This window comes from Bacillus sp. DHT2 (assembly GCF_026241455.1).
In the GTDB taxonomy this organism is placed as follows: domain Bacteria; phylum Bacillota; class Bacilli; order Bacillales; family Bacillaceae_G; genus Bacillus_A; species Bacillus_A pseudomycoides.
This window is the reverse complement of record NZ_JAPHWH010000013.1, coordinates 140743-165932: the sequence shown is the minus strand read 5'-3', so window position 1 is coordinate 165932 and position 25190 is coordinate 140743. Positions and strand designations below refer to the sequence as shown.

Here is a 25190-nt window from a genome sequence, read left to right as displayed (position 1 = left end):
GATAGTTTTTTTCTATTTTTTGGATATGCTGGTATAACTTTATTTATCTTAAAATTTTTACAATCATGTTTTCATCAAAAAAATAGTTTACAATGTTATCAAGTTACAAATGATATTCACCGTAAAAAGTGTGCATTTGTGTCTATTTTTTAACAATATGACAAAAACTATTGCCTTCTATAAATTAATAGGTTTATATTGTTTTATTGGCATAGTTTCAATCCAAGGAGAAAGGAGATTTTCAATCGTGCAACTGAAAAAAAAATTTTGGAAGTTGGCTTCGCTTCTTCCACTATCACTACTCTTGTTCCTCGGTGGCTGTGATAAAAAACTTGCAGTATTAAATCCGCAGGGGCCTGTTGCAAAAACACAGTATGATTTAATCGTTTGGTCATTCATACTCATGTCGTTGATTATTGCAATTGTATTTATCTTGTTTACAGTCATCTTGATTCGTTACCGTGAAAAACCAGAAAATATGGACTATGAGCCACCTGATATACACGGTAATACTCTTTTAGAAATTATCTGGACTATTTTCCCTGTTATCATCGTGATTGCATTGTCAATCCCAACAGTAAAAGCAACATTTGCATCGGAAAAGCAGCCAGAGCAAACAAAAGATATGAAACCAGTTGAAATTTACGTTACATCTGCCAACTGGAAATGGTTATTCAGTTATCCAGAGGAAAATATTGAAACCGTTAACTATTTAAATGTACCAGCAGGTGTACCAATTCAATTTAAGCTAACTTCTGTTGGTCCAATGAATGCCTTCTGGATTCCAGAGCTTGGTGGTATGAAATACACAATGGATGGCATGATTATGGACTTATATCTACAGGCTGATAAGCCAGGTTCTTACATTGGCCGTAGCGCAAACTTCTCTGGCGAAGGATTCACTGACATGGAATTTGAGCTTGAAGCAAAAACAAAAGAAAAGTATGACAAGTGGGTAAAAGAAGTAAAAGAAACTGCTAAACCACTTACAGAAGAAAAATACAATGAAATCATTAAACCTGGTGTAGTAGGGCGTATGACATTCACTAATACACATTTAAAATACGTAGATCCAAAATCACTTGAATATTGTGATTACAACTACTACAAAAACAAAAAGTAATAACGAATATTCCGACAGATTGGAGTGAATATAGTGAAGCTTGATGAATTTTTTGTCACAGGCGATCCGATTATCTATGGAGCGGACGTATCTATTGTTCTTGTGACGTTAGCGATCCTTTTTGTGCTAACAAAGTACAAAAAATGGAGATGGCTTTGGGATGAGTGGTTAACTTCTGTTGACCATAAGAAAATTGGGGTTATGTATATCATTTCAGCAATTGTAATGATGTTCCGCGGCGGTATGGACGGATTAATGATTCGTGCCCAGTTAACGTTCCCTGACACAACATATTTAAACGCTGAACACTATAATGGTATATTTACAACACACGGTACGGTTATGATTCTCTTCATGGCAATGCCGTTTGTTATGGGACTTATGAACGTTGTTGTTCCTCTTCAAATTGGAGCACGTGACGTTGCATATCCTTTCTTAAATGCATTAAGTTTTTGGTTATTCTTCGTAGGTGCTATGTTATTTAACATCGCCTTCGTTATCGGTGGTTCTCCAGACGCTGGGTGGACATCATACTTCCCAATGGCTGGTACAGAATTCTCACCTGGAGTAGGAAATAATTTCTATGCAATTGCATTGCAGATTTCAGGTCTCGGGACGCTGATGACAGGGATTAACTTCATGGTAACAATCTTAAAAATGCGTGCACCAGGCATGAAGTTAATGCAAATGCCAATGTTTACATGGTCTATTTTAATTACATGTGTAATCATTATCTTTGCTTTCCCAGTATTAACAGTTGCTCTTGCATTAATGACATTCGACCGTCTATTTGATGCTCACTTCTTTACAATGGCAAGCGGCGGTATGCCAATGCTTTGGGCGAACTTGTTCTGGGTATGGGGTCACCCTGAAGTATATATCGTTATTTTACCGGCATTCGGTATTTTCTCTGAAATCGTAAGTACATTCTCACGCAAGCGCTTATTTGGATATACAGCAATGGTGTATTCAATGGTTGCAATCGCAGCTCTAAGTGGTCTTGTATGGCTGCATCACTTCTTTACAATGGGTGCAGGACCAGCAGTTAACTCATTCTTCTCGATTTCAACAATGGCAATTTCGATCCCAACCGGTGTTAAAATCTTTAACTGGTTGTTTACGCTTTATAAAGGTCGTATCCGTTTTACAGTTCCAATGCTTTGGTCATTGGCATTTATTCCAAACTTCGTAATTGGTGGAGTTACGGGTGTTATGCTTGCGATGGCAGCAGCTGACTATCAATACCATAACAGCTACTTCCTAATCGCTCACTTCCACTACGTATTAATCGCTGGTACAGTATTCGCGATGCTTGCTGGATTTACATTCTGGTATCCGAAGATGACTGGTCATATGCTAAATGAACGCCTTGGTAAATGGACATTCTGGATCTTTATGAGTGGATTTAACATTTGTTTCTTCCCAATGTACTTCTTAGGTTTAGATGGTATGACTCGTCGTATGTACACTTACTCTGCAGACCTTGGATGGGGTTGGTTAAACCAAATCGCATCTGTCGGTGCAGTAATGATGGCAATTGGCTTCGCCTTATTATGCTACAACGTAGTTTATAGCATTCGTCACGGTGAGCGCGATGTAACCGGAGATCCTTGGGATGCTCGTACACTTGAGTGGGCAACACAATCTCCAGTACAACATTACAACTTCGCAAAATTACCAGAAATTAAGTCTAGCGATGTATTCTGGGAAATGAAGAAGAACGGCGAAACTATTACACCAAAACCTGAAGAGTTGAAACCAATTCATATGCCAAGTACTACAGGCGTTCCAATCATTATGTCTTGTTTTATCGGTCTTGCAGGTTTTGCACTAGTATTTAGCTGGTTCTGGTTAGCAATTGTCGGTGGTATTGGTATGTTAGGTTGTATGATCTGGCGCTCGTTTGATTACGACGACGGATATTACGTTAGCGTAGATGAAATTAAAAAGACAGAACATGTTGCATGAGAGGTGAAACGAAATGGCGGCTTTAGATAAAAGCTTACCTCTAGAATATCAATCCGAACAAAGCAGATTGAATATTTTAGGGTTTTGGATTTTTCTTGGGGCTGAAATCGTGCTGTTCGCAACACTTTTCGCCTCTTATCTAGTACTTGCTGGTCGTACGGCTGATGGCCCTACACCAGCTCAGCTGTTTGAACTTAAAACCCTTTTAATTCAAACGCTCCTACTTTTAACAAGTAGTTTTACATGCGGTATCGCAATTCATGAAATGCGTAAGCACAACCAAAAAGCAATGTTAGGATGGTTCATCTTCACATTAATTTTAGGTGCAGGCTTCCTTTTCTTTGAAGTTGAAGAGTTTATGGCTTATGTTGCAGAAGGCGCAACAATCCAAACAAGCGGATTCTTATCTGGATTCTTCGTTCTTCTTGGAACGCATGGTGCCCACGTAACAGCTGGTATCATTTGGGCAACTTGTGTTGTTATCCAAATTTTAAAACGAGGTTTAACACCAGTTACAGCTCGTAAAGTATTTATTATCAGCTTATACTGGCATTTCCTTGATGTTGTTTGGATCTTCATTTACACACTAGTTTACTTGAATGGGATGGTGGCGTAATAATGGGACAAAACAATACTCAAGCAAACGCACATAGCGGTTTTCCATGGTCACACGTTTTCGGATTTATTTTATCGCTTGCATTAACGTTCCTCGCTGTATATGTAACGTTATATACAAGCTTGCCACTTTCAACAATCTTAACAGCCATTCTTGTAATGGCTGTGGCACAAGCAGCATTGCAATTTGTTATGTTTATGCACATGACAGAAGGCGAAGGAGTAATACAAACAATCACAATCGTATTCCACTTTTTCATCGCTGCAGTAACGGTTGTTGGTACAGTTTGGATTTTCTTCTCTATGTAATGAACATGAAAAAGACTGCTGAGGTAATCTCAGCAGTCTTTTTTTATTTATTGTACTATTTTCTCTTCCCCTCTCTTATCATCCACATTACGGCAATTAAAACATAAACATGAAACCTATACTTATTATGACAAATGTTAAGAAAACTCTTTCTTTATGGAATCGAGTTCACATGCATTGCTTTTCTTCCTATAATATGGCTAAAATGAGTACTATATTATTTGAAGGGAGAGAACGCAGTGGAACACCATTCCTCAGTCCTATCACTTATGATTGTTGTCGCAATCGCGTTTTTCATTCCCCTTTTGTTACAACGCTTTAAACTAAAAGCACTTCCTGTCGTTGTTGCCGAAATTATTGCAGGAATTTTTGTGGGAAAAAGTGGATTTAATATTATCGAGCCAGATATGTGGCTACAAGTTTTATCAACGCTAGGATTTATCTTCTTAATGTTCTTAAGCGGTTTAGAAATTGATTTTTCTATCTTTAAACAAAAAGGGAAAAAGAATAAGACGAATGAACCCAATACGTTCCAAGCAGCAAGCATTATCTTCTTATTTATTTTCATCTTATCCTATGCCCTATCACTTATATTTGTATGGCTTGGATTTGTAGATAACGCGATGTTCATGACATTGATTATCTCAACGATTTCTTTAGGTGTTGTTGTCCCAACACTAAAAGAAAACAACTTAGGAAAAACAGCAATCGGTCAAATTATTTTGTTAGTCGCCGTTATTGCGGACTTAGTTACAATGATTTTACTCGCTGTTTTCGTTGGATTAAACTCCGAAAGCGGTCAGAGCATGTGGCTTCTTCTCGTTCTATTTGGGGCAGGTATTGTAATTTACTTTGTTGCAAGACGCTTTAAAAATATTCCATACCTGGAAAGCCTAAAAGCTGGTAGTGTACAAATTGACACACGTGCTGTTTTTGCGCTTATTTTAATACTAGTCGGATTATCTGAATCTGTTGGTGCAGAAAACATTTTAGGAGCCTTTTTAGCAGGTGTACTCGTATCCTTATTATCACCAAATGAAGATATGGTTGAAAAACTCGATTCCATCGGATATGGTTTCTTCATTCCAATTTTCTTTGTAATGGTTGGTGTTAATCTAGAAGTATGGTCTATTTTTAAAGAGCCTTCTAGTATGTTAATGATTCCAATTTTAATTGTTGGACTCTTTATTTCAAAATTATTACCATCACTTGTACTGCGAAAATGGTACCCACATAATATCGTATTAGGAAGTGCTATTTTATTAACTTCTACACTTTCATTAGTTATTGCCGCAGCACAAATTGGTGAAAAGTTAAATATTATTAGTCCGAGTCTGTCTGCTTCACTTATCTTGAGTGCAGTTATTACATGTATTTTTGCACCTGTATTATTTAAAAAGATGTTTCCAAAAGTGGAAACACCAAAACCAAGAGTTTCTATTATTGGTGCAAGTCGAATCACGCTTCCATTATCACTTGATTTAAAACGCGAAGACTATGATGTAACACTATACATGATGCGTCAAAATAAAGTAAATGCCGAGGAAGCAAAATCTCATGACTTCCCAATCGTAAAACTAGATACAATTACAATAGAACTATTAGAAGAACAAAAAACCTTCGACGCAGATCGAGTTGTCGTCGCAACAAGTGATGATGAGCAAAACTTATTATTAGCAGAACACGCAAAAGAATTAGGCGTTGAGCATGTCATTGCAAGTGTAGAAGATCCTCTTTTACAGGAAAAAGCAACGCAAGAGCATATTGCTGTATTCTCGACGATTAACTCCACACGCATTTTATTACGTGCACTCATTGATAAGCCGAGTCTCGTTCGTTTAATTACGACTGCGAATGAAACGGTTCGTGAAGTGGAATTACGTAGTAATACATATAACGGTTTACCGCTTCGTCGCTTGCCATTCCTAGGTGACGTACTCATCATTCAAATTTATCGCGGTAATAAAGCATTAATACCACACGGTGATACAAAATTACAAAATGGTGATACACTTCTTGTAACAGGATCAAAAGAGCACATTGATACAATGAAAAGCATATTAGAATAGCAAAAAGTCCCCTTTCAAAATTTGAGAGGGGACTTTTTAAATCGACATGTAAAAAATAACACAAAACAATTACTCCTTGTTTCCCTAAACCATAATACTTTTAATTTTTTTCTTAAGATTCTTACTTCCTTATGGTAAAATATTACTATCATAAATTATGAGGATGAATCACACTATGTCTATTTCAACTTTAGCTCTTTTATTATTAGCAGAGGTACTTGTAGCCATTATTCTCATCGGTATTAGCATTGAAATTTGCAGCTATGGATGGAAGAAGCCAAATGGAACGAAATACTTTTGTCTCTTTCTTTCCCTTATTATTGGTACTTGTAGCATATTAGGCCTTTGTGTTGCGCCGGCCTATTTCTTTTTACAACTCATAGAAAAATCTTCATAAGAAAGGTGGATTATGTATGGTTACAATTAAATGTATTGACGCCTCCGAAACATACGAACTACGTCAAAAAATTTTACGTCCAACTCAACAATTGGAAGATTGTAAATACCCATCTGATTACGAAACAAATTCCTTTCATCTCGGTGCCTTCTTAAATGATAAACTCATTAGCATTGCTTCGTTCTCTCATGAAATCCCCCCTTCCTTACAGGGTAACCATCACTATCGTTTACGAGGCATGGCTACAGTACCTACCTTTCGGAAACAACATGCCGGTAGCTCATTAATCCAACAAGCTGAAGTAATCTTAAAAGAGCGTCAAGCAGAGATATTATGGTGTAATGCTCGTATTACCATTACAGATTACTACAAACGATTAGGATTCCTTGAGCATGGTGAAACATTCGATATACATCCGATTGGACTTCATAAATTAATGTATAAAACATTATGAATTGAACTACCCCTCCCTACCTCTACACGAGCTTGAGGTAGGTGGGGGATTTTTCATATTTTCTCTTTAAAAGACATAGAAAAACCCTCCATATGCACGGAAGGTTTTTCTATGTCTCATTCATCCTCTTCAGATCGTATTGTTCTTCTATAATTGTAAGCATATAACGATGGTACCAAGAAACAAATAAATATAACAAGACCAATTAGTCCTGTGCCCTTTAAAGAAGCATTTGGTGTTACAATCATATTAATTCCCATAATTACAATTGCAAGTGTAATAGGGAGCAATAACAATTTGAAAAAATAGCTTCGTTTCACCGGTTCTCCGCCTTCATATACATCTACTGACTGTTTTAAATTTAAAAAGTTTACTGATGTTATCCCAACTATAAATAACATCAGTAAATCAGAAACCCCTTCATATCCCACTCCTTTTATGACATAACGGTAAAAAACCATACCTAATATCACAAGGTTTTGTAAAACAAATGCTATTCTAGTATGTTTTAGTCCTTGAATCATTAAGCGTTCATCTTTCACGATCCTCATCGATATCCTTCACTCCTTATCCTCCCAAAATAAATCATTTAACGTTTGATTTACGGCATAACAAATTTTTAAACACAAATCTAAAGAAGGATTATATTTTCCTTTTTCAATTAAACTAATCGTTTGCCGTGTAACTCCTACTTTTTCTGCTAATTGTTGTTGTGTCAAATCTAACTGAACACGAGCGACCTTTATTTTACTTACAGCCAATCCATGCCCCTCCTTCACTATTAATTGTAACTTATATATTCCATTATTAAATTACATTATTATTGAAATGCAATTTCTCTCTTCATAACGAATTATCCATTTCTACGAATAAAAGTTTTACCTTATTATACACGAAAAAAGGTACTACCTATGAGGAGTACCTTTTTCTATCTCATTATAAAAATAAATGACATCCAAACAAAATCGCAAAGAAATAAAGAAGCGGATGAACTTCCATCCCTTTCCCTTTCACAATCTTTAAGATAGGATAGATTAAAAATCCAAGTGCAATTCCATTCGCAATACTAGATGTTAATGGAATCCCTACGAAAATTAAAAACGCCGGTAATGCATCTTCAAATTCATTCCAGTTAATATCGCGAATACTTTGTGCCATTAGACTTCCTACAATGATTAATGATGGAGCAGTAATTGCTGCTACACTTGATAAAGAGGCAATAACAGGACTGAAAAATGCAGTAACTATCGTTAAGCAGATTACTACAATACTTGTTAATCCTGTTTTACCACCTGCTGCAATTCCCGCTGATGATTCAATCGTTGCTGCTGTCGGACTTGTCCCGAATACTGCTCCCGTTGTACCACCGATTGCATCAGCAATAAATGCTTTACCGAAACGTTTTTCAGTGTTATCTGTACTTAAACCAGCTTGTTTAATTAAACCAAGCAAGGCACCTGTTGTATCAAATAACAGTACAAGTAAAAATGAAAACACAACTCCGTATAATCCATATTCAATCACATCAGATAACGCAGTCATCGGATTTGAAACAATGATCCCCTTTGGTAAGTGAGGGATAGCTGCAATTTTATCCTCAAACTTAAGTTGACCTGTAAAAAAGGCAATGATGCCCGTCACAATCATACTAATAAATAGTGCACCACTCACACGTAATGCCATTAACACTGCTGCTAACACTAAACCAATTAGTGTTAAAATAACAGCTGGTGAATGAAAATCTCCAATTGTAACTAAATTAGATGGATGATCAACGATAATCCCAGATAAACGAAGACCAATGAAAGCAATAAATAACCCAATTCCACCTGCAATAGCCTGTTTTAAACTATCTGGAATTGCTACAATAAGCTTTTGACGAAATGATGTGAAAGATAGTAAAAGAAAAATAATACCTGTTACAAATACTGCTGAAAACGCAATAACATATGTAATGCCTTCTGCTTTTTGTACAACAGAATAAGCAAAGTATGCATTCATCCCCATGGCTGGAGCAATGACGATTGGATAATTTGCAAAAAACGCCATACATAATGTTCCGACAACTGTCGCAATAATGGTTGCCGTAAATGCTTGATCAAAAGGTACACCTGCATCAGATAATATTTTCGGATTGATGACAAGAATGTACGCAAATGTAAAAAACGTTGTGATGCCAGCTAAAATCTCTTGCTTCACAGAAGTGTTATACTTTTGTAATTGAAACATGCTTAAGTACCCTTCCTACACAATGAATTATTATCACACATTCTTATTATTATACGAGAAAATGTAATACTTAATCTTACCAATCAATAAAAAGAAGAGTCAATGTATTCAATAATAGTTTGAATTTTAAGTTTAGGTCTGACAAATATAGATATAGTACAGCATACACCGACAATTTTTGTAGCATAACAGAAAGAAATGTTTTATAATTTAAAATAGTTTCACTTTTATGCAAACGCATTCAAACTTTTTCATCCTATAAGGAGGCTTTTTATGCAGCACACAAACAAATCAGGAAATTTAAACCGCGGTCTAAAACAACGACACATCACGTTGATGTCTCTTGGATCCGCTATTGGCGTAGGACTATTTTTAGGATCTGCTTCCGCTATTAAATTAGCTGGCCCTTCTATTCTGTTAGCCTATATGATTGCTGGACTCGTTATCTTCTTCATTATGCGCGCTCTTGGGGAAATGGCAATTGAACAGCCTGTTGCTGGTTCTTTTAGCAAATATGCACATGATTATTTAGGACCGTTAGCAGGTTATATCACTGGTTGGAACTACTGGTTTTTATGGGTTGTTACTTGTATGGCAGAAATCACTGCCGCTGGTATTTATATGGAGTTTTGGTTCCCGGATATCCCGCGCTGGATTTGGGCATTAATGGCTCTCGTATTAATGAGTGCATTTAACTTTTTATCTGTAAAAGTATTCGGGGAACTTGAATTTTGGTTTGCTTTAATTAAAATTGTCACAATTATCAGTATGATTGTAATTGGTACAGGAATTATTTTATTTGGATTTGGAAATGATGGTATCGCCACTGGTATTTCAAATCTTTGGTCACACGGCGGATGGTTTCCAAATGGTTTTTCTGGGTTACTTCTTTCCTTACAAATGGTTTTATTCGCTTATCTAGGAGTCGAGCTCATCGGTGTCACAGCTGGTGAAGCACAAAATCCAAAGAAAACACTCGCAAAAGCAATTGATAACGTATTTTGGCGTATTTTACTGTTCTACGTTGGAGCCTTATTTGTTATGATGGCAATTTATCCATGGAATGAACTTGGCGATAAAGGAAGTCCATTTGTATTAACATTCCAACAAATTGGTATAGCAAAAGCAGCAGGGATTATTAACTTTGTCGTCTTAACAGCGGCTCTTTCTTCTTGTAACGGTGGTCTATTTAGTACGGGACGTATGTTATTTACATTGGCGCAACAAAAAAAGGCACCTGAAAAGTTCGGCCGTTTGAATAAAAATGGGATTCCAAGTAAAGGAATTTTAGCAACTTCTTTCGTCCTACTAGCTGGTGTTATTTTAAACTATCTTGTTCCTGCAAAAGTATTTACATGGCTTACTAGTATTTCAACGTTCGGCGCAATTTGGACATGGGGGATCATATTAGTTACCCAAATCCGATTCCGAAAAGGATTACCAGCACAAACTAAGCAAAATTTAACGTATAAAATGCCTTTGTATCCATTAAGTTCTTATTTTTCACTCGGTTTCCTTACATTAGTATTAGGAATTATGGCTTATTCAGAGGATACACGAATTGCATTAATTGTTGGTCCAATTTGGTTAATTGCATTGGTAGTTGTATATTACTTAAAAGGATTTCATAAGATAGATGCTGTAGAAAATTCAAAAATCAGTTAAATATGTTACCCCTTCCTGATAGCGAGGAAGGGGTTTTCTTATTTTTCACACAAATATTTATCAACAAAATTCATGTTATTCTTACAAATTTTTTGTATATTTCACATTTTCCATCTTTATTTTCATAAAAAAATCCATTACATTATTAAGGGACATATATTTATTATTAGGGGGATTCTTCTATGAAGAACAAAAAATGGCTTAAACTTTCTTTAGCAACAGCAATTACACTCAGTATCGGAAGCACTTATATTCCACCTGCTTTCGCTGAAAGTTCTACAGATCCAGCACCTGAAATTGCTGCAAAAGTTGTAAATCAAAACAATGGGAAGAAAGTATTATTTGATAATACACATGGGCAAACAGCAGGTACAGCTGATTGGGTCATTGATGGTGGTTTTTCCGATTTTGGAAATGGTATTTCTAAAAATGGATATTTTGTAAAAGAGCTTCGCCAATCTACACCTATTACATATGAAAATTTAAAAGATTATAATGTGTTTATTGTTCCTGAAGCAAATATTCCTTATAAAAAATCTGAACAAGATGCTATGTTACAGTATGTTAAAAATGGTGGTAGTATTTTCTTTATCGCAGATCATTATAATGCAGACCGAAATAAGAATCGCTGGGATTCTTCAGAGGTATTTAATGGATACAGACGTGGTGCATGGGACAACCCTGCAAAAGGTATGTCTAGTGAAGAAGCAAACTCGCCAGCAATGCAAGGAGTAGAAAGCTCCGATTGGTTATCTCAAAACTTTGGTATTCGCTTTCGCTATAATGCGCTTGGAGATGTTTCTGCCAAAAATATTGTATCACCTGAACAATCCTTTGGTATTACGAAAGGTGTTTCATCAGTAGCTATGCATGCTGGTTCTACACTTGCCATTACAAACACTAAATTAGCAAAAGGAATCGTGTACCTTCCAGAAAACCCATCAAAATGGAATAACGCTGTTGATAGTGGTGTTTATAATGGTGGCGGTATTGCAGAAGGTCCTTTTGCTGCTATTGCTAAAGTTGGTCTTGGAAAAGCAGCATTTATCGGCGATTCTTCTCCTGTTGAGGATGCCTCACCAAAATATGTTCGTGAAGATACAGGACAAGCAAAAAAAACATATGATGGGTATAAAGAAGAAAATGACGCTATCTTATTGGAAAATATCGTTAATTGGTTATCTAAACAAGAAACCTATACAAGTTTAGATCAAGTAAATGGCTTACAACTTGATAACCCAACACCTTTACAAACATTTGAGCAACCTAATTTATCAACTGAGCCACAACCAGAACCTTGGAGCGCCCCAAATCAAGGATATAAATGGTTCAATACAAATACATTTAAGCCAGGTTCATATGGATATAGCAGTACAGTAACTACACCTGTAAATAATTACGTAGTTACGCATCCTAGTATCCTGCCAAACAATGAAGTATTCCAAGTGAAAATTCAATTAAATAACTTATTACCAAATACAACATATAGTAATTATTCTCTAGGAATTTTCACAACTGGAGGATCACAAGTTGCGAAAATCCAAAATGAAAATGGTACTTGGCCTTCTAGCTTTGGATATAGTAATGCATTCTCTTTCATAACAAATAGTCTAGGTTTTGCTGAAAAAGTAGTAAATGTACAACTCGCACCAAATACAACTGGACAAGCCACTTTGCGTCTTCGTCAAAATACAACGACAAAATATAATGAAGCTGTCACTATTAATAATAAATAATAAAAAAAGCAATCCTAAATGGATTGCTTTTTTACTACTCATCTTTTTCTTTTGAGAAAAACATTCTAGAAATAACAATTCCTAGTCCACCAATAAGTAAGAATAATACTGCACGAATCATCATTGATACTTCTGGTAAATCTAAGAAGAATAACTTACTCACTGTCACAACTAACACCACTAGCCCCGCATACAGTATTTCATTCATTCTTCTATTACGCCCAAACCAAACTGAAACTAAAGCATATATCATCCATAAAAGAGAGACAGGTATACTAATGATACTTCCGCTTGTTGAAAGAACCTCTCCTATTCTAGTAATTGTAATAAATACAAGTACCATAAAGCCGTACAGTGTAATCGAATACACATGTTTTCCAAAATGTTGTAACATTGGTTTCACTCTCATCATGCCATAATAAAATGTTCCAAGCAAAATGAAGTGAGCTACAAAAGCAGCTGACATAAATGCTTCAAATGGACTAACGAGCGTTTGAAGCATACCAATCGCATAAATGACAGCGCTTATATAAAACTTAATCTCTTGTTTCAATTTAACAGAAGTAACAACACCTAAGAATCCTTGTAACATTAAGACGATCGATCCATTTACTAAGCTGAACTCATATAAAATCGCTAAACTAAACGATCCCATTGCAAATCCAAATAAAAGATCCGTAAATAATGATTTTTTATTTTTCGTATATTCAGCTACAAACATTACAGCGTGCACAATTGTACTAATCAATAATCCCCATGTTGTAAAGTCTGGAATTTTTACAATTGCCATAATAAAGAAGATTGCATTCGCACTAAACAACGCCATTCTAGGTTGATAAATAAAACTTCGGTTCATAAACATATGCCAAAAAAGTGTAATATGAATGAATCCATAAACAACTGTTAATTGTACATTTAAATTTCCTAGTAACACTGTCATAATGACAAAGAAGACAAATGTTACAAGTACAGAAACACAATAAGACACCATATATAAATATTGATAACGGTTCTTATACGCATACCATAATAAACTAATCGTTAATATTGCTTCATATCCAAAGAAAATGTAAGAATTAGGTGTTGTACTATTTAATAAGAACGGTACAAAAAAGGCACCTACAGATACAAATATAGCGAGATACTCTGATTGATATCGCTTAGCTAGATAGATGCCAAGTATAATCCAAATAATATTAAGTATAAATGCAATGCTTGCTGGAAAAAAATGATACAAATAATGTGCAGCGAATGTTGTTAAAACAATACCTGTAATACTCCCCCCAGCTAATACTAACCCTAAAGCTTGACGTTCCTGTTTTATTTGCAGATCACCTACATAGTACAAACCAACTGATAATACTACGCCAAATACAATACGAATTGCTGGAGTAAGTAATCCCGCATCTACTCCCGCTTTAAAGAGCCAAATTACCCCAAGTAGCATAATAGCAACGAAAATACGTGGCAGCCATGTTTGACAAAATTTTATAATATCAAACGGTTCAGGCTTAAATGCAGAAATATCTACTTGTTTTACTTCTGGTTCTTTCACTCTTTCTTCACTAACCACAATTTCTTCTTTTCTCACATTTGGTGCAGGGATACTAGTTTCTTGTTTCTTCTGCTCTCTTTCCTGTTGAACTTTTTCTACTTCTATTTCCCTTTGCTGTACCTTTAATTCATAGAGCGCCTCTTGTATTGTATCAATTGCTGTTTCTAGAGCTTCTATTTTTTTGTTTAAATCCTCTTTCATTCTCTCCCCCCTATAATCTTGCTGCTAAAACAGTAATATACCTATAATTGGTGAAATTACCAATTACCTATATCATACTATTAGCTTATTCATTTTTTAAGAGAATTTTCCCTAATATTTTCTAACTTCTGCTATTATAGTAACAAATAGCATTTCCCCTTCTATTTTTCAGCTTAACTAGAAAAATAGAAAATATTGCTTATGAGGTATTGCTTTGAAACAATCGATTGGGAACAATGGCTCAAAAAAGAAAACTCGTGGTCTACGGCGTGCATGTCGGAATTTCTTGCAATATACGACTATACATACAAACTCTTTACCAAATGCTAATGAACAGTCTGCTTTAAGTTCCTGGTCTATTCCACTCCCCTTCAATCCTTCTTATATGCATTCAAAACGTAAATCGAACTCGATTAAACGATTTTATTTACAAACAGCAATCAATCGAGTAGAGCATTTAATCCGTATAAAAACTACAACTGAAAAAGAGTATCGTATTTATTTTGTTGTCTCTTTTCCTAATTTACACGCTTCTAATATCTTAGTTGTATGTAGTAAACAAGGAATAGAACGATTTTTTGAAGGCTTTCTAGGTAGATACATGGACGGACCACAGTGGATTCCATTACCACAAGAACGCGATATTGAACAAGAATGCGGCTTACATATACCTAACGAATTACAAGTAAAAGGATATACAGAAATTTTTACTGATTCTGATTACAATGACAAAGAAATTTGGTTTATAGGTGAATTAGATTAAACAAAAAAGGCGTTTTCCAGTATAGAAAACACCTTTTTCTTCTAATCCTTTTTATTCATACAAGCACTTACAATCATTCCTAAGCAGCCACCTACAATCGCTGGAATCATCCATCCTACTCCTTCTGTATATAAAGGAATGTGTTCTAATATAGATGTCCATTTTGAAAGTAGCACGTTACGATTTAAAATATCTATTCCACTAAACACCGCTACTAGTCCAATAGTCACTGGATATATATACGTATACTTACCGATATACTTATGACATAGTCCTAAAATAATAAGTGTTAAAGCAATCGGATAAATAAACCCAAGAATAGGGACTGATACTTTTAAAATTTGTGTTAATCCTAAATTAGCAAGAATCATACTAACAACACTTAAAGCAAAAGCCCACACTTTATAAGAGACTCTTGGAAATACTTCTGTAAAAAACTGACTACAAGATGTAACAAGTCCAATCGATACACACAAACAAGCAACTGTAAAAATAATTCCTAATAATATCATACCGCTCTGTCCAAATAATATAGTCATCACATGAGCTAATACTTGTGCACCATTATCAAATTTTCCAAGTGAGCCACTTATTGATCCGACATATCCGAGAATAACGTAAATAAGAGATAATAATAGCCCAGCACCGATACCTGCCATGCTCATATACTTTGCTATGTCCTTTTCATCTTGTACTCCTTTTACACGTAAAGCATTTGCTACAACAATTCCAAAGATTAACGCTGCTAAAGCATCCATCGTTAAATACCCATCTAAAAACCCTTGAAATACTGGAGTATTTCCATAGTTCCCCACTGGTACTTGAACATCTCCTACTGGTGTAATCATACTCTTTATAAAAATAAGGGCAATCATACATAACAATAAAGGTGTTAATAGTTTCCCAAACAGCCCCATCAATTTTGATGGTGATAAACTTAGCCAATATACAATGCTAAAAAAGATGACTGTATAGATAAGTAGCAACACACTACCGGAATCAGGAAATAATTGACCTGGTCCCATTTCAAAAGCTAAACTTCCTGCACGTGGTATACCAAGCCCAGGACCGATAAACAAATAAATTAAGCAAGGAAAAATAATTGCAAAAGAGGAATGTACACGATTTGCTAGTTCTTGGAAACTTCCGGCCTTAGCGATTGCTATTACACCTAATATCGGAAGTCCAGTTGCTGATATGATAAAGCCCAACAATGCAATCCATACATGATTCCCCGCTTCATATCCAAGGAAAGGTGGAAAAATAAGATTTCCAGCTCCAAAAAACATGGAAAATAACATCAGACTCATAAGTAAAATTTCTTTTTTCTGTAATGATTTCATTTCTTTCTCCTTCGTTACTTTCATATAAAGTGGAATCCTTTTCATCCTATATACATTTTGTTTGTTCCACATATAAATTGCGGCTACGCCTAACAAAAGATGATTCGCACTCATCTTCTCTCTTTGTCTTCACTTAGTATGAGACAGGAAAAGGATCTGACTGCTTCTATCCATGAACAAATGCTCTCTCCCATTTAAAAAAAGAGGTATATAACTCGATTTTGATTTTCCAACATATCAGTTGCGGCTTTGAAAACAAAAGCAGACCTCCACTCGTTTTCTCCTTTTGTTTTCCATGGCATGGGGCTAAAAAAGGCCCTAACCGCTTCTATACATAGTCGGATGCTCTCTTCCATCTAAAAAGAAAGGTTTTACATTGTTTTTCAATTTTCACTTATACGCTAAAACAAACATAGTCCATAGTCTACCACAAAAGAAATCCCCATTCTACATCCGCTCTGTTTTCCAATTTCTTCTGAAAAATCAACCTTTATTGACACGCAATAGTTAATAAAGTAAACTATTACATATACAAAACTATTAACCTTGTTTTTGTTTGTGTCAGGAGGAAACTGAAATGGAATCAACGATACAACTTGAGAAAAAACAACAACGAAACAAGAAACATCCTCCAGGTTTATACTTACTCTTCTTCACAGAAATGTGGGAACGATTTAGTTACTATGGATTACGAGGGTTATTAACACTATACTTAACAACAGCTTTAGTAAGCGGTGGTCTTGGATTTAGTCCCGGGTGGGCACTTTCTATCTATGGCTTTTACACTGGAGCGTGTTACTTTACTCCAATGATTGGTGGATACTTAACTGACCGATTTCTTGGAAGACGTTTAGCTATCACGATAGGTGGCATGACAATGGCAATCGGTAACCTTACGCTATTTGCCCTGCAAAACCAAATCGGCCTATACCTTGGACTCGCGCTTATTATTATTGGTAATGGTTTCTTCAAACCAAATATTTCTACACTTGTTGGACAACTGTATGAAGAAAACGACCCAAAACGTGATAGTGCATTTACCATTTTCTATATGGGTATTAACGTCGGTTCATTTTTAGCTCCACTCGTTTGCGGATTTTTATCAGAAAATTTATTCAAAACAACAGTAGATGGCGTTGTTCATTACGGCTTCCGTTACGGATTCTTAGCTGCCTCAATCGGTATGATTATTGGACAAATTTTATTTACAACATTGTCTAATCGCTACCTTGGTGATATCGGTAAAAAACCAACAATAGATTTACAAACAGCATCAGGGAAACAAACAGCTGGTAATACACCACTCACAAAAAAAGAAAAACAACATACAGCAGTTATCGTTATTCTAACTTGCTTCGTCGTCTTCTTTTGGGCTGGTTTTGAACAAGCTGGTAGCTCGCTAACGTTATATACAAACAAGTTTGTTGATCGTTCTGTGTTCGGATGGGAAATCCCAACATCTTGGTTCCAATCAGTCAATCCACTATTTATCATTTTGCTTGCTCCCGCTATTTCAGCACTATGGGCTAAGCTGGCTACAACAAAACGTGGAGATTTAAAAATCCCAACAAAAATGGGACTCGGTATGATTTTACTTGGAATCGGTTATATCGTTCTTGTTATCGCTACATTAAAAACAGGTAGTGATGAGCACAACATTACAGAGCAAGCAAACCTACTATTTATTGTCTTTACTTACCTTTTCCACACATTAGGTGAATTGTTCTTATCACCTGTTGGATTATCAATGGTCAGTTCTCTTGCACCAGTAAAACTCGCTTCATTACTGATGGGCGTTTGGCTCGCTAGTTCAGGGGTCGCCAACATTTTAGGTGGTCAACTCGCTAGTTTTACAACTTCACTTGGATATTCAGAAGTATTCACAGTTATAGGAGCAGTCGCTATTGTTTTAGGATGTGTTTTATTACTACTTTCTAAAAAACTGGTAAAATGGATGGACTAAAAAAGCTGAGGGATTACTCCCTCAGCTTTTTTTCTTCGCTTTTACAAACTCCCCAGTAACAACAAAACGCTTCGAGTTATCAGATACAGACACACATGTAATAAGTGTAACTTCTGTTTTCCCGTGATCTTCTACTACTTCCCATTTATCAGGTGTTACTTCTGACACATTCGTAACAACGTACTCATACTCATTTTTATTATCATATAAATAGATTTTATCGTTCTTTTTTAACGAAGATACATCGCTAAACAAAACACCTTTTTTTGACATGTTATGTCCTGCCAATGCATAATTTTCTTTTCCCATCTCTTGCTTCTCTTTTACAGTTGCTGCTCCTGATAATAAATTTTTCTCGGTAGAAGCATTTAAAATAGGTAATTTCAATGAAATACTTGGAATCTCAATACGACCAATTACTTGTGTTTCATCTAATGATGCATTCGCTACCTCTGATAAATCAGGTTGGTCAATTTTAGATGCATCTACAAATTTCGTATCCTGTTTTTGATATTCCATCTTCTGAACGGCTTGTACATTTTCTGTTTGCTTCTTCTCTGCCATATATCCGTCATAAAATGGCTTACCAATTAAAATGCCACCTACAACAAATAAAAGAACTGCTAGTATACTATATATTCTCTTCTTATTCATACATAATCCCTTTCCTTTACAAAATCTTACTTCTATATAAGATGATAAAGTAAGATGACTATATGTACAAGTATGAGACGAAAAGGAAAAGAAATTTATTTACTGATACGATAAAAACTTAATACTCCATCTACTTCATCCGCACTTACAAACAAATCTCGACCGTTTACTTTATAAATTCCTTCTGGTGCTGCCCCAGCTGATGGAGCAAGTCCAATATAAACCGGGAACATTGGAATTGTCATATCGAAAAATAATACAGCATTTGCCCTTTCAGCAGCTACTGCTAAGATGGAATTTCCTTTTATCATACCCGTCGCCACATTTTCTACTTCACTTCCGCGATTTTCACTTCTATTATCAGGATATAACCCAGCAGCTGCTACTTTTTCATCAATAAGATTCATACTATCGTACACAAGAGATCCGTCCTGACTCCATACAGAAATATTTCTCCCCCCTGATTTCACGCCATCTTTAAACTCATTTTTACCAAGATCCCCTTCATTAGCAGTAATGAGAAATCGCCCAGACGGATCCCATGTCACACCATCTGGTTCTAGGCGTGCAGTCACCTCATCTTGAAAAGATACGGTACCATCCTTTTTTAAATCTGCTTTATGTGTTGTGATGCCAAGACCAAATATATTTTCAATTCGTTTTTCTACAATATTTACAATTGCTACCGCATTATTTTCTTGTAATGTAACAGCTGCTTTATCTCCTTTTGCGCTAATCGCTACATACTCCGGCTGCGGATCATGCTTATAGATTGCTCCATTACTAATGTTACTCATATGGATTGGAAGCTCAATATGTTCCCCGCGCATGACATCACCGTCAGGAAATGTAATCATAGAAATACTTCCTGGTCGTTTTGTTTTTTTCATATTCACTTCATTTTCATCATTTGGATCGTTTTCTTCATCTTCATTACAAATAATAAGTGTTCTTCCATCTGCTGTTAACGCTACTGAATCTGGTCCTACACCTACTTCATACGTTTTTACAACTCTCTGCGCTGCTAAGTCCACTACCGCCACTTGTCCCTTATTTGCGTAATATAAGTTATCTCCAGTTCGAAAAGCAGCCAATGCGTACTTTCCGTCTGGTGTAACCGTTACACTCGTTACTTCTGCTTCTGAATGAATTTCTTTAAAACTCACATTTCCTAATACTTTTATATTCTCTAAATCTGCAATTGATAGAATCTGAATTTGTCCTAAATCTGCTTCCGTAACAACAAGTGTATTCCCATCAGGTGTTGATGCTGTAATTTCAGCCTTCCCATTTGGCATTTGAAATGAGGCGATTCGATTAACTTTTGTATCCTTATGTTTTTTACCAATAAAGTCCGTCACCATCTGTTCCAATTTCCCGCGATACGCTGGGTTAGATATACTCCCCTTTGGTAACGTATCTATTTTATTCACAACCTTTTGTGCGTCCTTGTCTATTGTTTCTGCACTCACATCATTTCCTGTCCATAGTACACTTGCAATCATCCCACCATATAAGAACACTTTTTTCATTTCTCCACTCCCCTTATTCGATACGTCCAATTTCTATCATAAAAAATATTTGTAAATCTTCACTTCGACACACATTAATTTTTTGTAAAAAATATGATGTTTATTACAAAAAAAGACGTGCACGCGGCACGTCTTCAAGCAAATTTATTTCGATAAAGTGAAATATGGAATACAGTCATTTGTATAAAGAAGATTAAAAACACAACATATAATGGGTACGCAGGAATATACGGGGTTACAATCGGATATATAACAAGCAATGCAGCTGCAGTCGGCATAACATACCAAAGCGCCATAAAAGTCGTACGACATGCTTTTGCTGTAATGATTTCTTCCCGCTCATCATCTTGTGGAAATAACAAGGGAAACATCCCAAAAGATAATTTCTTATATTTCTTCTTTTGAACTTTATAAAAAATAGTTGATACAACAGCTACAATCAATAACAATAAAAACGGTGTGATGCTCATCGATATTTCAAATGGCACTTTCTCTGTTTGAATAATATTTGCAAATTCCACCTCAAAATAATAGAGTTCAATAAATGCCCAGCTAGCTAATCCGATAAATAACACATTCACCACATAAGACAGAATGATTCTATTCACCTTTTTCTCCCTCCTTATTTAAAACAAACACATCCTCCATCTTTAAATCAAATACATCACAAATCGTTAGCGCTAATAACAACGATGGAACGTAATCTCCTTTTTCAATTGCTGCAATCGTTTGCCTTGTTACGCCAACTTTTTGAGCTAATACGCTCTGCGTAAAGTTAAAACGGGCTCTTAGCTCCTTCACTCTATTGTAAATGGTTATTTTTACCACCTCTTACCACTATTGTATGCTACACTTTACAAAATGTAAACTCAACTTAACATTTATTTTGTAAAAAAATCCAACTTTACATATTGTAAAGTTGGATTTGATTTTAACTTAAAATTGTCACTTTAACACTTCGTCTGCCCCAAGCGTTAGATTTAGCTGCATCTGGCATTAATACATCGATTCTATGTCCTTTAATATCGCCACCAGTATCTCCAGCAATCGCTTCACCGTATCCTTCAACATATACGCGAGATCCTAATGGGATAACAGTTGGATCAACAGCGATTAATTTCATTCCTGGGTTTGCAGTTAAGTTATGACCCAATTTAGATTTTACAGTTTCACCTGGCTTATTTCCATTTTCAGAAGGATCAGCTGTATAAGCAGTTGCCGTTACATAAAATTCACGACCACCTTTAGCCGGTTTTGGCTCTGGCTGAGGAGTAGATGGTGTTTTTCCACTTTCAGCTTGCTTAGGCGCTGGTGCTGTTTGCTTAGCCGCGTCTGCTATTGCTTTTGCTTCTGCTTCTTTCGCAGCTTTTGCTTCTGCTTCTGCTTTTGCTTGAGCTTCCGCTGCTAATCTTGCAGCTTCTTGCTCACGAGCAATTGTTTCTTGTACTTCTTTCATGCTTGATTCAATTTTTGCTTTTTCTTGTTCAGCTAAATTAATTTGACTTGCAATTTGATTATATTTTGCTTGCACAGCTTGTAAGTTTTCTTGACGCTTTTTCAAGTTTTCTTGTAAATCCGCTTGTGCTTTTGCTAATTTTTGTTTGTCTACTACTAAAGACGCTTCTTTTTCGTCAATTACTTTTTTGTCTTCTTCAATTTGACGAAGATCTTGTTCTTGCAGACGTAAAATCTCTTTATCTGCATCTAGAATTGTAGATACTGCATTCATACGTTGTAAGAAATCAGCAAAATTCTTTGATTCTACTACAACTTCTACTACTAAACTCGTATTTGAGCTATTTTGAACAGAAACCATACGTTTTTTCATAATATCTTTACGAGCAAGTACTTTATCCTCTAAAACGATAATCTCTTGCTTTTTCTGTTCAATTTGCTTATGCGTTTCATCGATTTTACTTTGAATAGCAGCTTGGTCCTCTTTGTTTTTTGTAATTGTATTATTTAAATTATGTAGTTCACTTTCAATACCTTGTATTTCTTTATTAACAGCTTGCTTCTCTTGTTCTTTTTGCTGAATATCATTGTTATTCTGCTGCAATTGCTGTTGCATGTTGTCCAGTTTCTCGTCGTTTGACTCAGCTTTTACAGCGACTGTACTAGAAAGACCAATAATTCCTGCTAATACTAGACTACTGATTCGCTTAAAATAGTTCATAATCCGACTCCCTTCTCATACAGTTATACATGATTTGTTTTACAGTTTGTTTACAAACTCATTAAATACACTTTATTTTTCATGACAAAAAAATGAAAACAACCCATAAAATGTAATGAACTCTTAACTTTTAACAACTGATTTTCATACAAATCTTACAAAATGTAAATTCGTATATTAGAAACAAAAGATTACACGACATTAAAAATATTGTCAAATCCTGTAGAAACCTTACTGATACAAAATTAGTCTGTTGACAACATATGACAACCTTCTACAAATTATATAAATCCAAATTAAAAAACCATCATAAAACCTTTCTTTTTGGGCGGAAGAGAGCATCAAGCCATGCATAGAAGCAGTCAAATTCTTCCCTTGCCCCATACCAATCTAAAAAAGAAAAAAAATAAGTGCAGATCACTTTTTTATTCTTCGTAACAGTGACTTATATATTGAAAAATCGAAATAGATTTATATGGTTTAACTCTCATTTTCCCTTACATTTGATGGCGGAAGGGAATTTAAAATATTTCTCTTTTTATTGTGTCACCGTGGGGGTACTCACTATTATTTTCCTATAAAGCTGAAAGAGTTGTCCTACTAAATAGGGCGCTCTTTTTTATAAAAAATTTGTCGTCTTCCTTTTATTCACTTTAAATTTTCAGAATAGTATAATATTAAATGTATCCTACATTATAAAAATGAATTACGAGCATGATAAATCTACGTTAAAGATTCCTCCATAACCTCGTAAGCATAATAGGAGGATTGCACATGTTGTGACTGAAACAGGATATTCAATTTAATTTACTACTACAAATACAAAAGGGGTGCAATCATGTTTATTGTTACAAAACTTATTCATATTAAATTCGGCTATGAAGAACAAATTATTCGTTCTCTACAAGAATACTATCCAAACTCCGGTACATATGGGTTTATTAATCTAGAATTTTCTCGCATGAAACGTACTGAGCATGGGAATGAATATATGATTCGTATATTATGGAAAACACAACAAGATTATCATGAGTGGATTTCTCAAAAACAGGAAACTACAACGATGCCATGGAAACAACAATTCAAAAGCTATATTCTCTCATCAAAATCCCATGCTACGCACGTTAAATATTTACACTAAAAGAGCCTTCTGCAAATTTGCAGTAAGGCTCTTCTTCATCCCTCTTTCCTATCGAAACAACTCGGTCTCTAAAAAATAAAATTTGATTTTACATTTTATTAAAGCTATAATAGATTCCGAATTTTTTCGAAAGGAGCCACATTTTGACAGCTTATTTATTTCCAATTAAAACAGCATTTATTCTATTCCCCTTTTTAGCAATGATTCTATTGATTCCATTTTTAATATTTAATTACAGAAAATATGGCTATTTAAATAAATGGCGTTCATTTATTTTATATTCTTTACTGCTTTACTTGTTAAACGCTTATTTTCTTGTCATCTTACCGCTGCCACAAACCTATGATACATGTAGCTTGCAGCCAGCTAGTACACAGCACGTTCAGCTTGTACCGTTTTATTTCATTCAAGAAATCAGCAACCATACAGCAGCAGTATTAGCCAAACCAGCTACCTATTTCTATTTATTAAAAGAATCTTCTTTTTTACAAGTCGCATTCAATGCACTATTAACGATTCCAATCGGCATATATTTACGTTACTATTTCCGCCTTGGTTTTTTACAAACAATCTTCTTTTCACTTTGTCTCTCACTATTTTTTGAGATAGCACAAGTGACTGGATTATACGGTATATACAATTGCGCATATCGTTTATTTGATGTCGATGATTTATTTTTAAATACACTTGGGGGAGCAATTGGTTATTTCATCGCCCCGATATTCACGTACTTCCTTCCTAAATCAAATGAATTAGATGCACATGTCGATTTAGCTACGAAACCAGTTGGATTTATTCGTCGTCTTATCGCACTGCAAATTGATTGGATTTTCTTATCTATTGTTGTGCCAGTTATAAAAAACAAAGGAAATTCTATTTTCATTTCTAGTATCCAGTCTTATACCAATCTATATGAACTTATTTTCACCCTATGTGCGGTCTTCATTTATTTCATCGTCATTCCGTATTTGACGAACGGAAAAACAATTGGTAAAGCGTTGCTTCGTATTCATATAAAAGGTAAAAATGAGCGAATTACCATTAAAGAATTATTTATTCGTTACGGCCTGTTCTATTTTGTTTTAGGTGGAATGAACTATATTCTCTCTAGTAGTTCCATATTGAATCAGACTAATCCATTAACTATGCTCATTATATTACTGTTTATGTTCTCAATTAATGGTCTCTTCATTATACATGTCCTATTACATGTATTTAGTCGAGATAAATTATTATTTTATGAGCATATAAGCCATACACGAAATGCAATTACACTCCAAAAAGCTGACAAATAATT

General features: G+C 35.3%; 23 protein-coding genes. 13 read left to right on the top strand and 10 right to left on the bottom strand.

The window, feature by feature from the left end; all coding sequences use genetic code 11:
• The first annotated feature begins 247 nt into the window (after window positions 1-247).
• The 7 genes from qoxA to ORL93_RS24740 all read left to right on the top strand — a co-directional run bounded on the left by qoxA (window position 248) and on the right by ORL93_RS24740 (window position 6935).
• Window positions 248-1123, top strand: a complete 876-nt coding sequence (gene qoxA / locus ORL93_RS24770) for a cytochrome aa3 quinol oxidase subunit II (RefSeq protein WP_003205897.1) — start codon at window positions 248-250, stop codon at window positions 1121-1123.
• Window positions 1124-1156: 33 nt separating this feature from the next.
• Window positions 1157-3091, top strand: coding sequence for a cytochrome aa3 quinol oxidase subunit I (gene qoxB, locus ORL93_RS24765; RefSeq protein ID WP_006093567.1), 1935 nt, complete (start codon window positions 1157-1159; stop codon window positions 3089-3091).
• A gap of 13 nt (window positions 3092-3104) precedes the next feature.
• Window positions 3105-3707, top strand: a complete 603-nt coding sequence (qoxC, locus tag ORL93_RS24760; RefSeq protein ID WP_003195274.1) for a cytochrome aa3 quinol oxidase subunit III — start codon at window positions 3105-3107, stop codon at window positions 3705-3707.
• A 2-nt stretch (window positions 3708-3709) separates the two neighbouring features.
• Window positions 3710-4015 carry a cytochrome aa3 quinol oxidase subunit IV gene (gene qoxD / locus ORL93_RS24755; RefSeq protein WP_003195276.1) on the top strand — a complete coding sequence of 102 codons (306 nt, stop codon included), beginning with the start codon at window positions 3710-3712 and terminating at the stop codon, window positions 4013-4015.
• 239 nt (window positions 4016-4254) lie between these two features.
• On the top strand, window positions 4255-6084 hold the full coding sequence (locus ORL93_RS24750) for a monovalent cation:proton antiporter family protein (RefSeq protein ID WP_097795478.1): 1830 nt from the start codon (window positions 4255-4257) through the stop codon (window positions 6082-6084).
• Window positions 6085-6247: 163 nt separating this feature from the next.
• Complete coding sequence (locus ORL93_RS24745) at window positions 6248-6481, top strand: DUF4022 family protein (protein WP_080740155.1); 234 nt, start codon at window positions 6248-6250, stop codon at window positions 6479-6481.
• A 16-nt stretch (window positions 6482-6497) separates the two neighbouring features.
• On the top strand, window positions 6498-6935 hold the full coding sequence (locus tag ORL93_RS24740; RefSeq protein ID WP_097795477.1) for a GNAT family N-acetyltransferase: 438 nt from the start codon (window positions 6498-6500) through the stop codon (window positions 6933-6935).
• A 116-nt stretch (window positions 6936-7051) separates the two neighbouring features.
• Here the strand turns inward: ORL93_RS24740 and ORL93_RS24735 are convergent, their stop codons facing one another.
• From ORL93_RS24735 to ORL93_RS24725, 3 genes are all read right to left on the bottom strand, one after another.
• Window positions 7052-7486, bottom strand: a complete 435-nt coding sequence (locus ORL93_RS24735) for a hypothetical protein (RefSeq protein ID WP_097795476.1) — start codon at window positions 7484-7486, stop codon at window positions 7052-7054.
• Window positions 7487-7495: 9 nt separating this feature from the next.
• Window positions 7496-7696 (bottom strand): helix-turn-helix transcriptional regulator, encoded by a 201-nt coding sequence (locus ORL93_RS24730; RefSeq protein ID WP_016113146.1) that lies wholly within the window; start codon window positions 7694-7696, stop codon window positions 7496-7498.
• Between the two features lie 175 nt (window positions 7697-7871).
• Window positions 7872-9164, bottom strand: a complete 1293-nt coding sequence (locus ORL93_RS24725; protein ID WP_018781971.1) for an NCS2 family permease — start codon at window positions 9162-9164, stop codon at window positions 7872-7874.
• A 273-nt stretch (window positions 9165-9437) separates the two neighbouring features.
• Between ORL93_RS24725 and ORL93_RS24720 the strand changes: the two genes are divergently transcribed.
• Window positions 9438-10829 carry an amino acid permease gene (locus ORL93_RS24720; protein WP_018781970.1) on the top strand — a complete coding sequence of 464 codons (1392 nt, stop codon included), beginning with the start codon at window positions 9438-9440 and terminating at the stop codon, window positions 10827-10829.
• Between the two features lie 182 nt (window positions 10830-11011).
• Window positions 11012-12565 (top strand): hypothetical protein, encoded by a 1554-nt coding sequence (locus tag ORL93_RS24715; RefSeq protein ID WP_006093561.1) that lies wholly within the window; start codon window positions 11012-11014, stop codon window positions 12563-12565.
• A gap of 34 nt (window positions 12566-12599) precedes the next feature.
• On the opposite strand, the gene ORL93_RS24710 is transcribed toward ORL93_RS24715, so the two are convergent.
• Window positions 12600-14321: an ABC transporter C-terminal domain-containing protein gene (locus ORL93_RS24710; protein ID WP_097795475.1), complete on the bottom strand. Its 1722-nt coding sequence runs from the start codon at window positions 14319-14321 to the stop codon at window positions 12600-12602.
• 214 nt (window positions 14322-14535) lie between these two features.
• Between ORL93_RS24710 and ORL93_RS24705 the strand changes: the two genes are divergently transcribed.
• The gene (locus ORL93_RS24705) at window positions 14536-15084 is read left to right on the top strand and encodes a DUF3916 domain-containing protein (protein ID WP_097795474.1); all 549 of its coding nucleotides are present in this window, start codon (window positions 14536-14538) and stop codon (window positions 15082-15084) included.
• 41 nt (window positions 15085-15125) lie between these two features.
• Here ORL93_RS24705 and brnQ1 read toward each other — a convergent pair whose 3' ends face one another.
• Entirely contained in the window at window positions 15126-16427 is a 1302-nt protein-coding gene (gene brnQ1 / locus ORL93_RS24700; protein ID WP_412676874.1) for a branched-chain amino acid transport system II carrier protein BrnQ1, read from the bottom strand.
• 577 nt (window positions 16428-17004) lie between these two features.
• Between brnQ1 and ORL93_RS24695 the strand changes: the two genes are divergently transcribed.
• A complete protein-coding gene (locus tag ORL93_RS24695) occupies window positions 17005-18390 on the top strand; it encodes a peptide MFS transporter (RefSeq protein ID WP_097795472.1) in 1386 nt (461 codons plus the stop codon).
• A gap of 21 nt (window positions 18391-18411) precedes the next feature.
• On the opposite strand, the gene ORL93_RS24690 is transcribed toward ORL93_RS24695, so the two are convergent.
• The 5 genes from ORL93_RS24690 to ORL93_RS24670 all read right to left on the bottom strand — a co-directional run bounded on the left by ORL93_RS24690 (window position 18412) and on the right by ORL93_RS24670 (window position 22752).
• Complete coding sequence (locus ORL93_RS24690; RefSeq protein WP_040119133.1) at window positions 18412-19044, bottom strand: class A sortase; 633 nt, start codon at window positions 19042-19044, stop codon at window positions 18412-18414.
• A gap of 95 nt (window positions 19045-19139) precedes the next feature.
• Window positions 19140-20576, bottom strand: a complete 1437-nt coding sequence (locus tag ORL93_RS24685) for a hypothetical protein (protein WP_097795471.1) — start codon at window positions 20574-20576, stop codon at window positions 19140-19142.
• Between the two features lie 134 nt (window positions 20577-20710).
• Window positions 20711-21184, bottom strand: coding sequence for a DUF2178 domain-containing protein (locus tag ORL93_RS24680; protein WP_097795470.1), 474 nt, complete (start codon window positions 21182-21184; stop codon window positions 20711-20713).
• Window positions 21177-21404 carry a helix-turn-helix transcriptional regulator gene (locus ORL93_RS24675; protein WP_097795469.1) on the bottom strand — a complete coding sequence of 76 codons (228 nt, stop codon included), beginning with the start codon at window positions 21402-21404 and terminating at the stop codon, window positions 21177-21179. The genes ORL93_RS24680 and ORL93_RS24675 overlap by 8 nt, the downstream gene beginning before the upstream one ends.
• 103 nt (window positions 21405-21507) lie before the next feature.
• On the bottom strand, window positions 21508-22752 hold the full coding sequence (locus tag ORL93_RS24670) for a 3D domain-containing protein (RefSeq protein ID WP_003195154.1): 1245 nt from the start codon (window positions 22750-22752) through the stop codon (window positions 21508-21510).
• Between the two features lie 838 nt (window positions 22753-23590).
• Here ORL93_RS24670 and ORL93_RS24660 point away from each other — a divergent pair.
• Both ORL93_RS24660 and ORL93_RS24655 read left to right on the top strand, forming a co-directional pair.
• Complete coding sequence (locus tag ORL93_RS24660; protein ID WP_003195160.1) at window positions 23591-23893, top strand: antibiotic biosynthesis monooxygenase family protein; 303 nt, start codon at window positions 23591-23593, stop codon at window positions 23891-23893.
• A 143-nt stretch (window positions 23894-24036) separates the two neighbouring features.
• On the top strand, window positions 24037-25188 hold the full coding sequence (locus ORL93_RS24655) for a VanZ family protein (protein ID WP_097795468.1): 1152 nt from the start codon (window positions 24037-24039) through the stop codon (window positions 25186-25188).
• The last annotated feature ends 2 nt before the right edge of the window (window positions 25189-25190 follow it).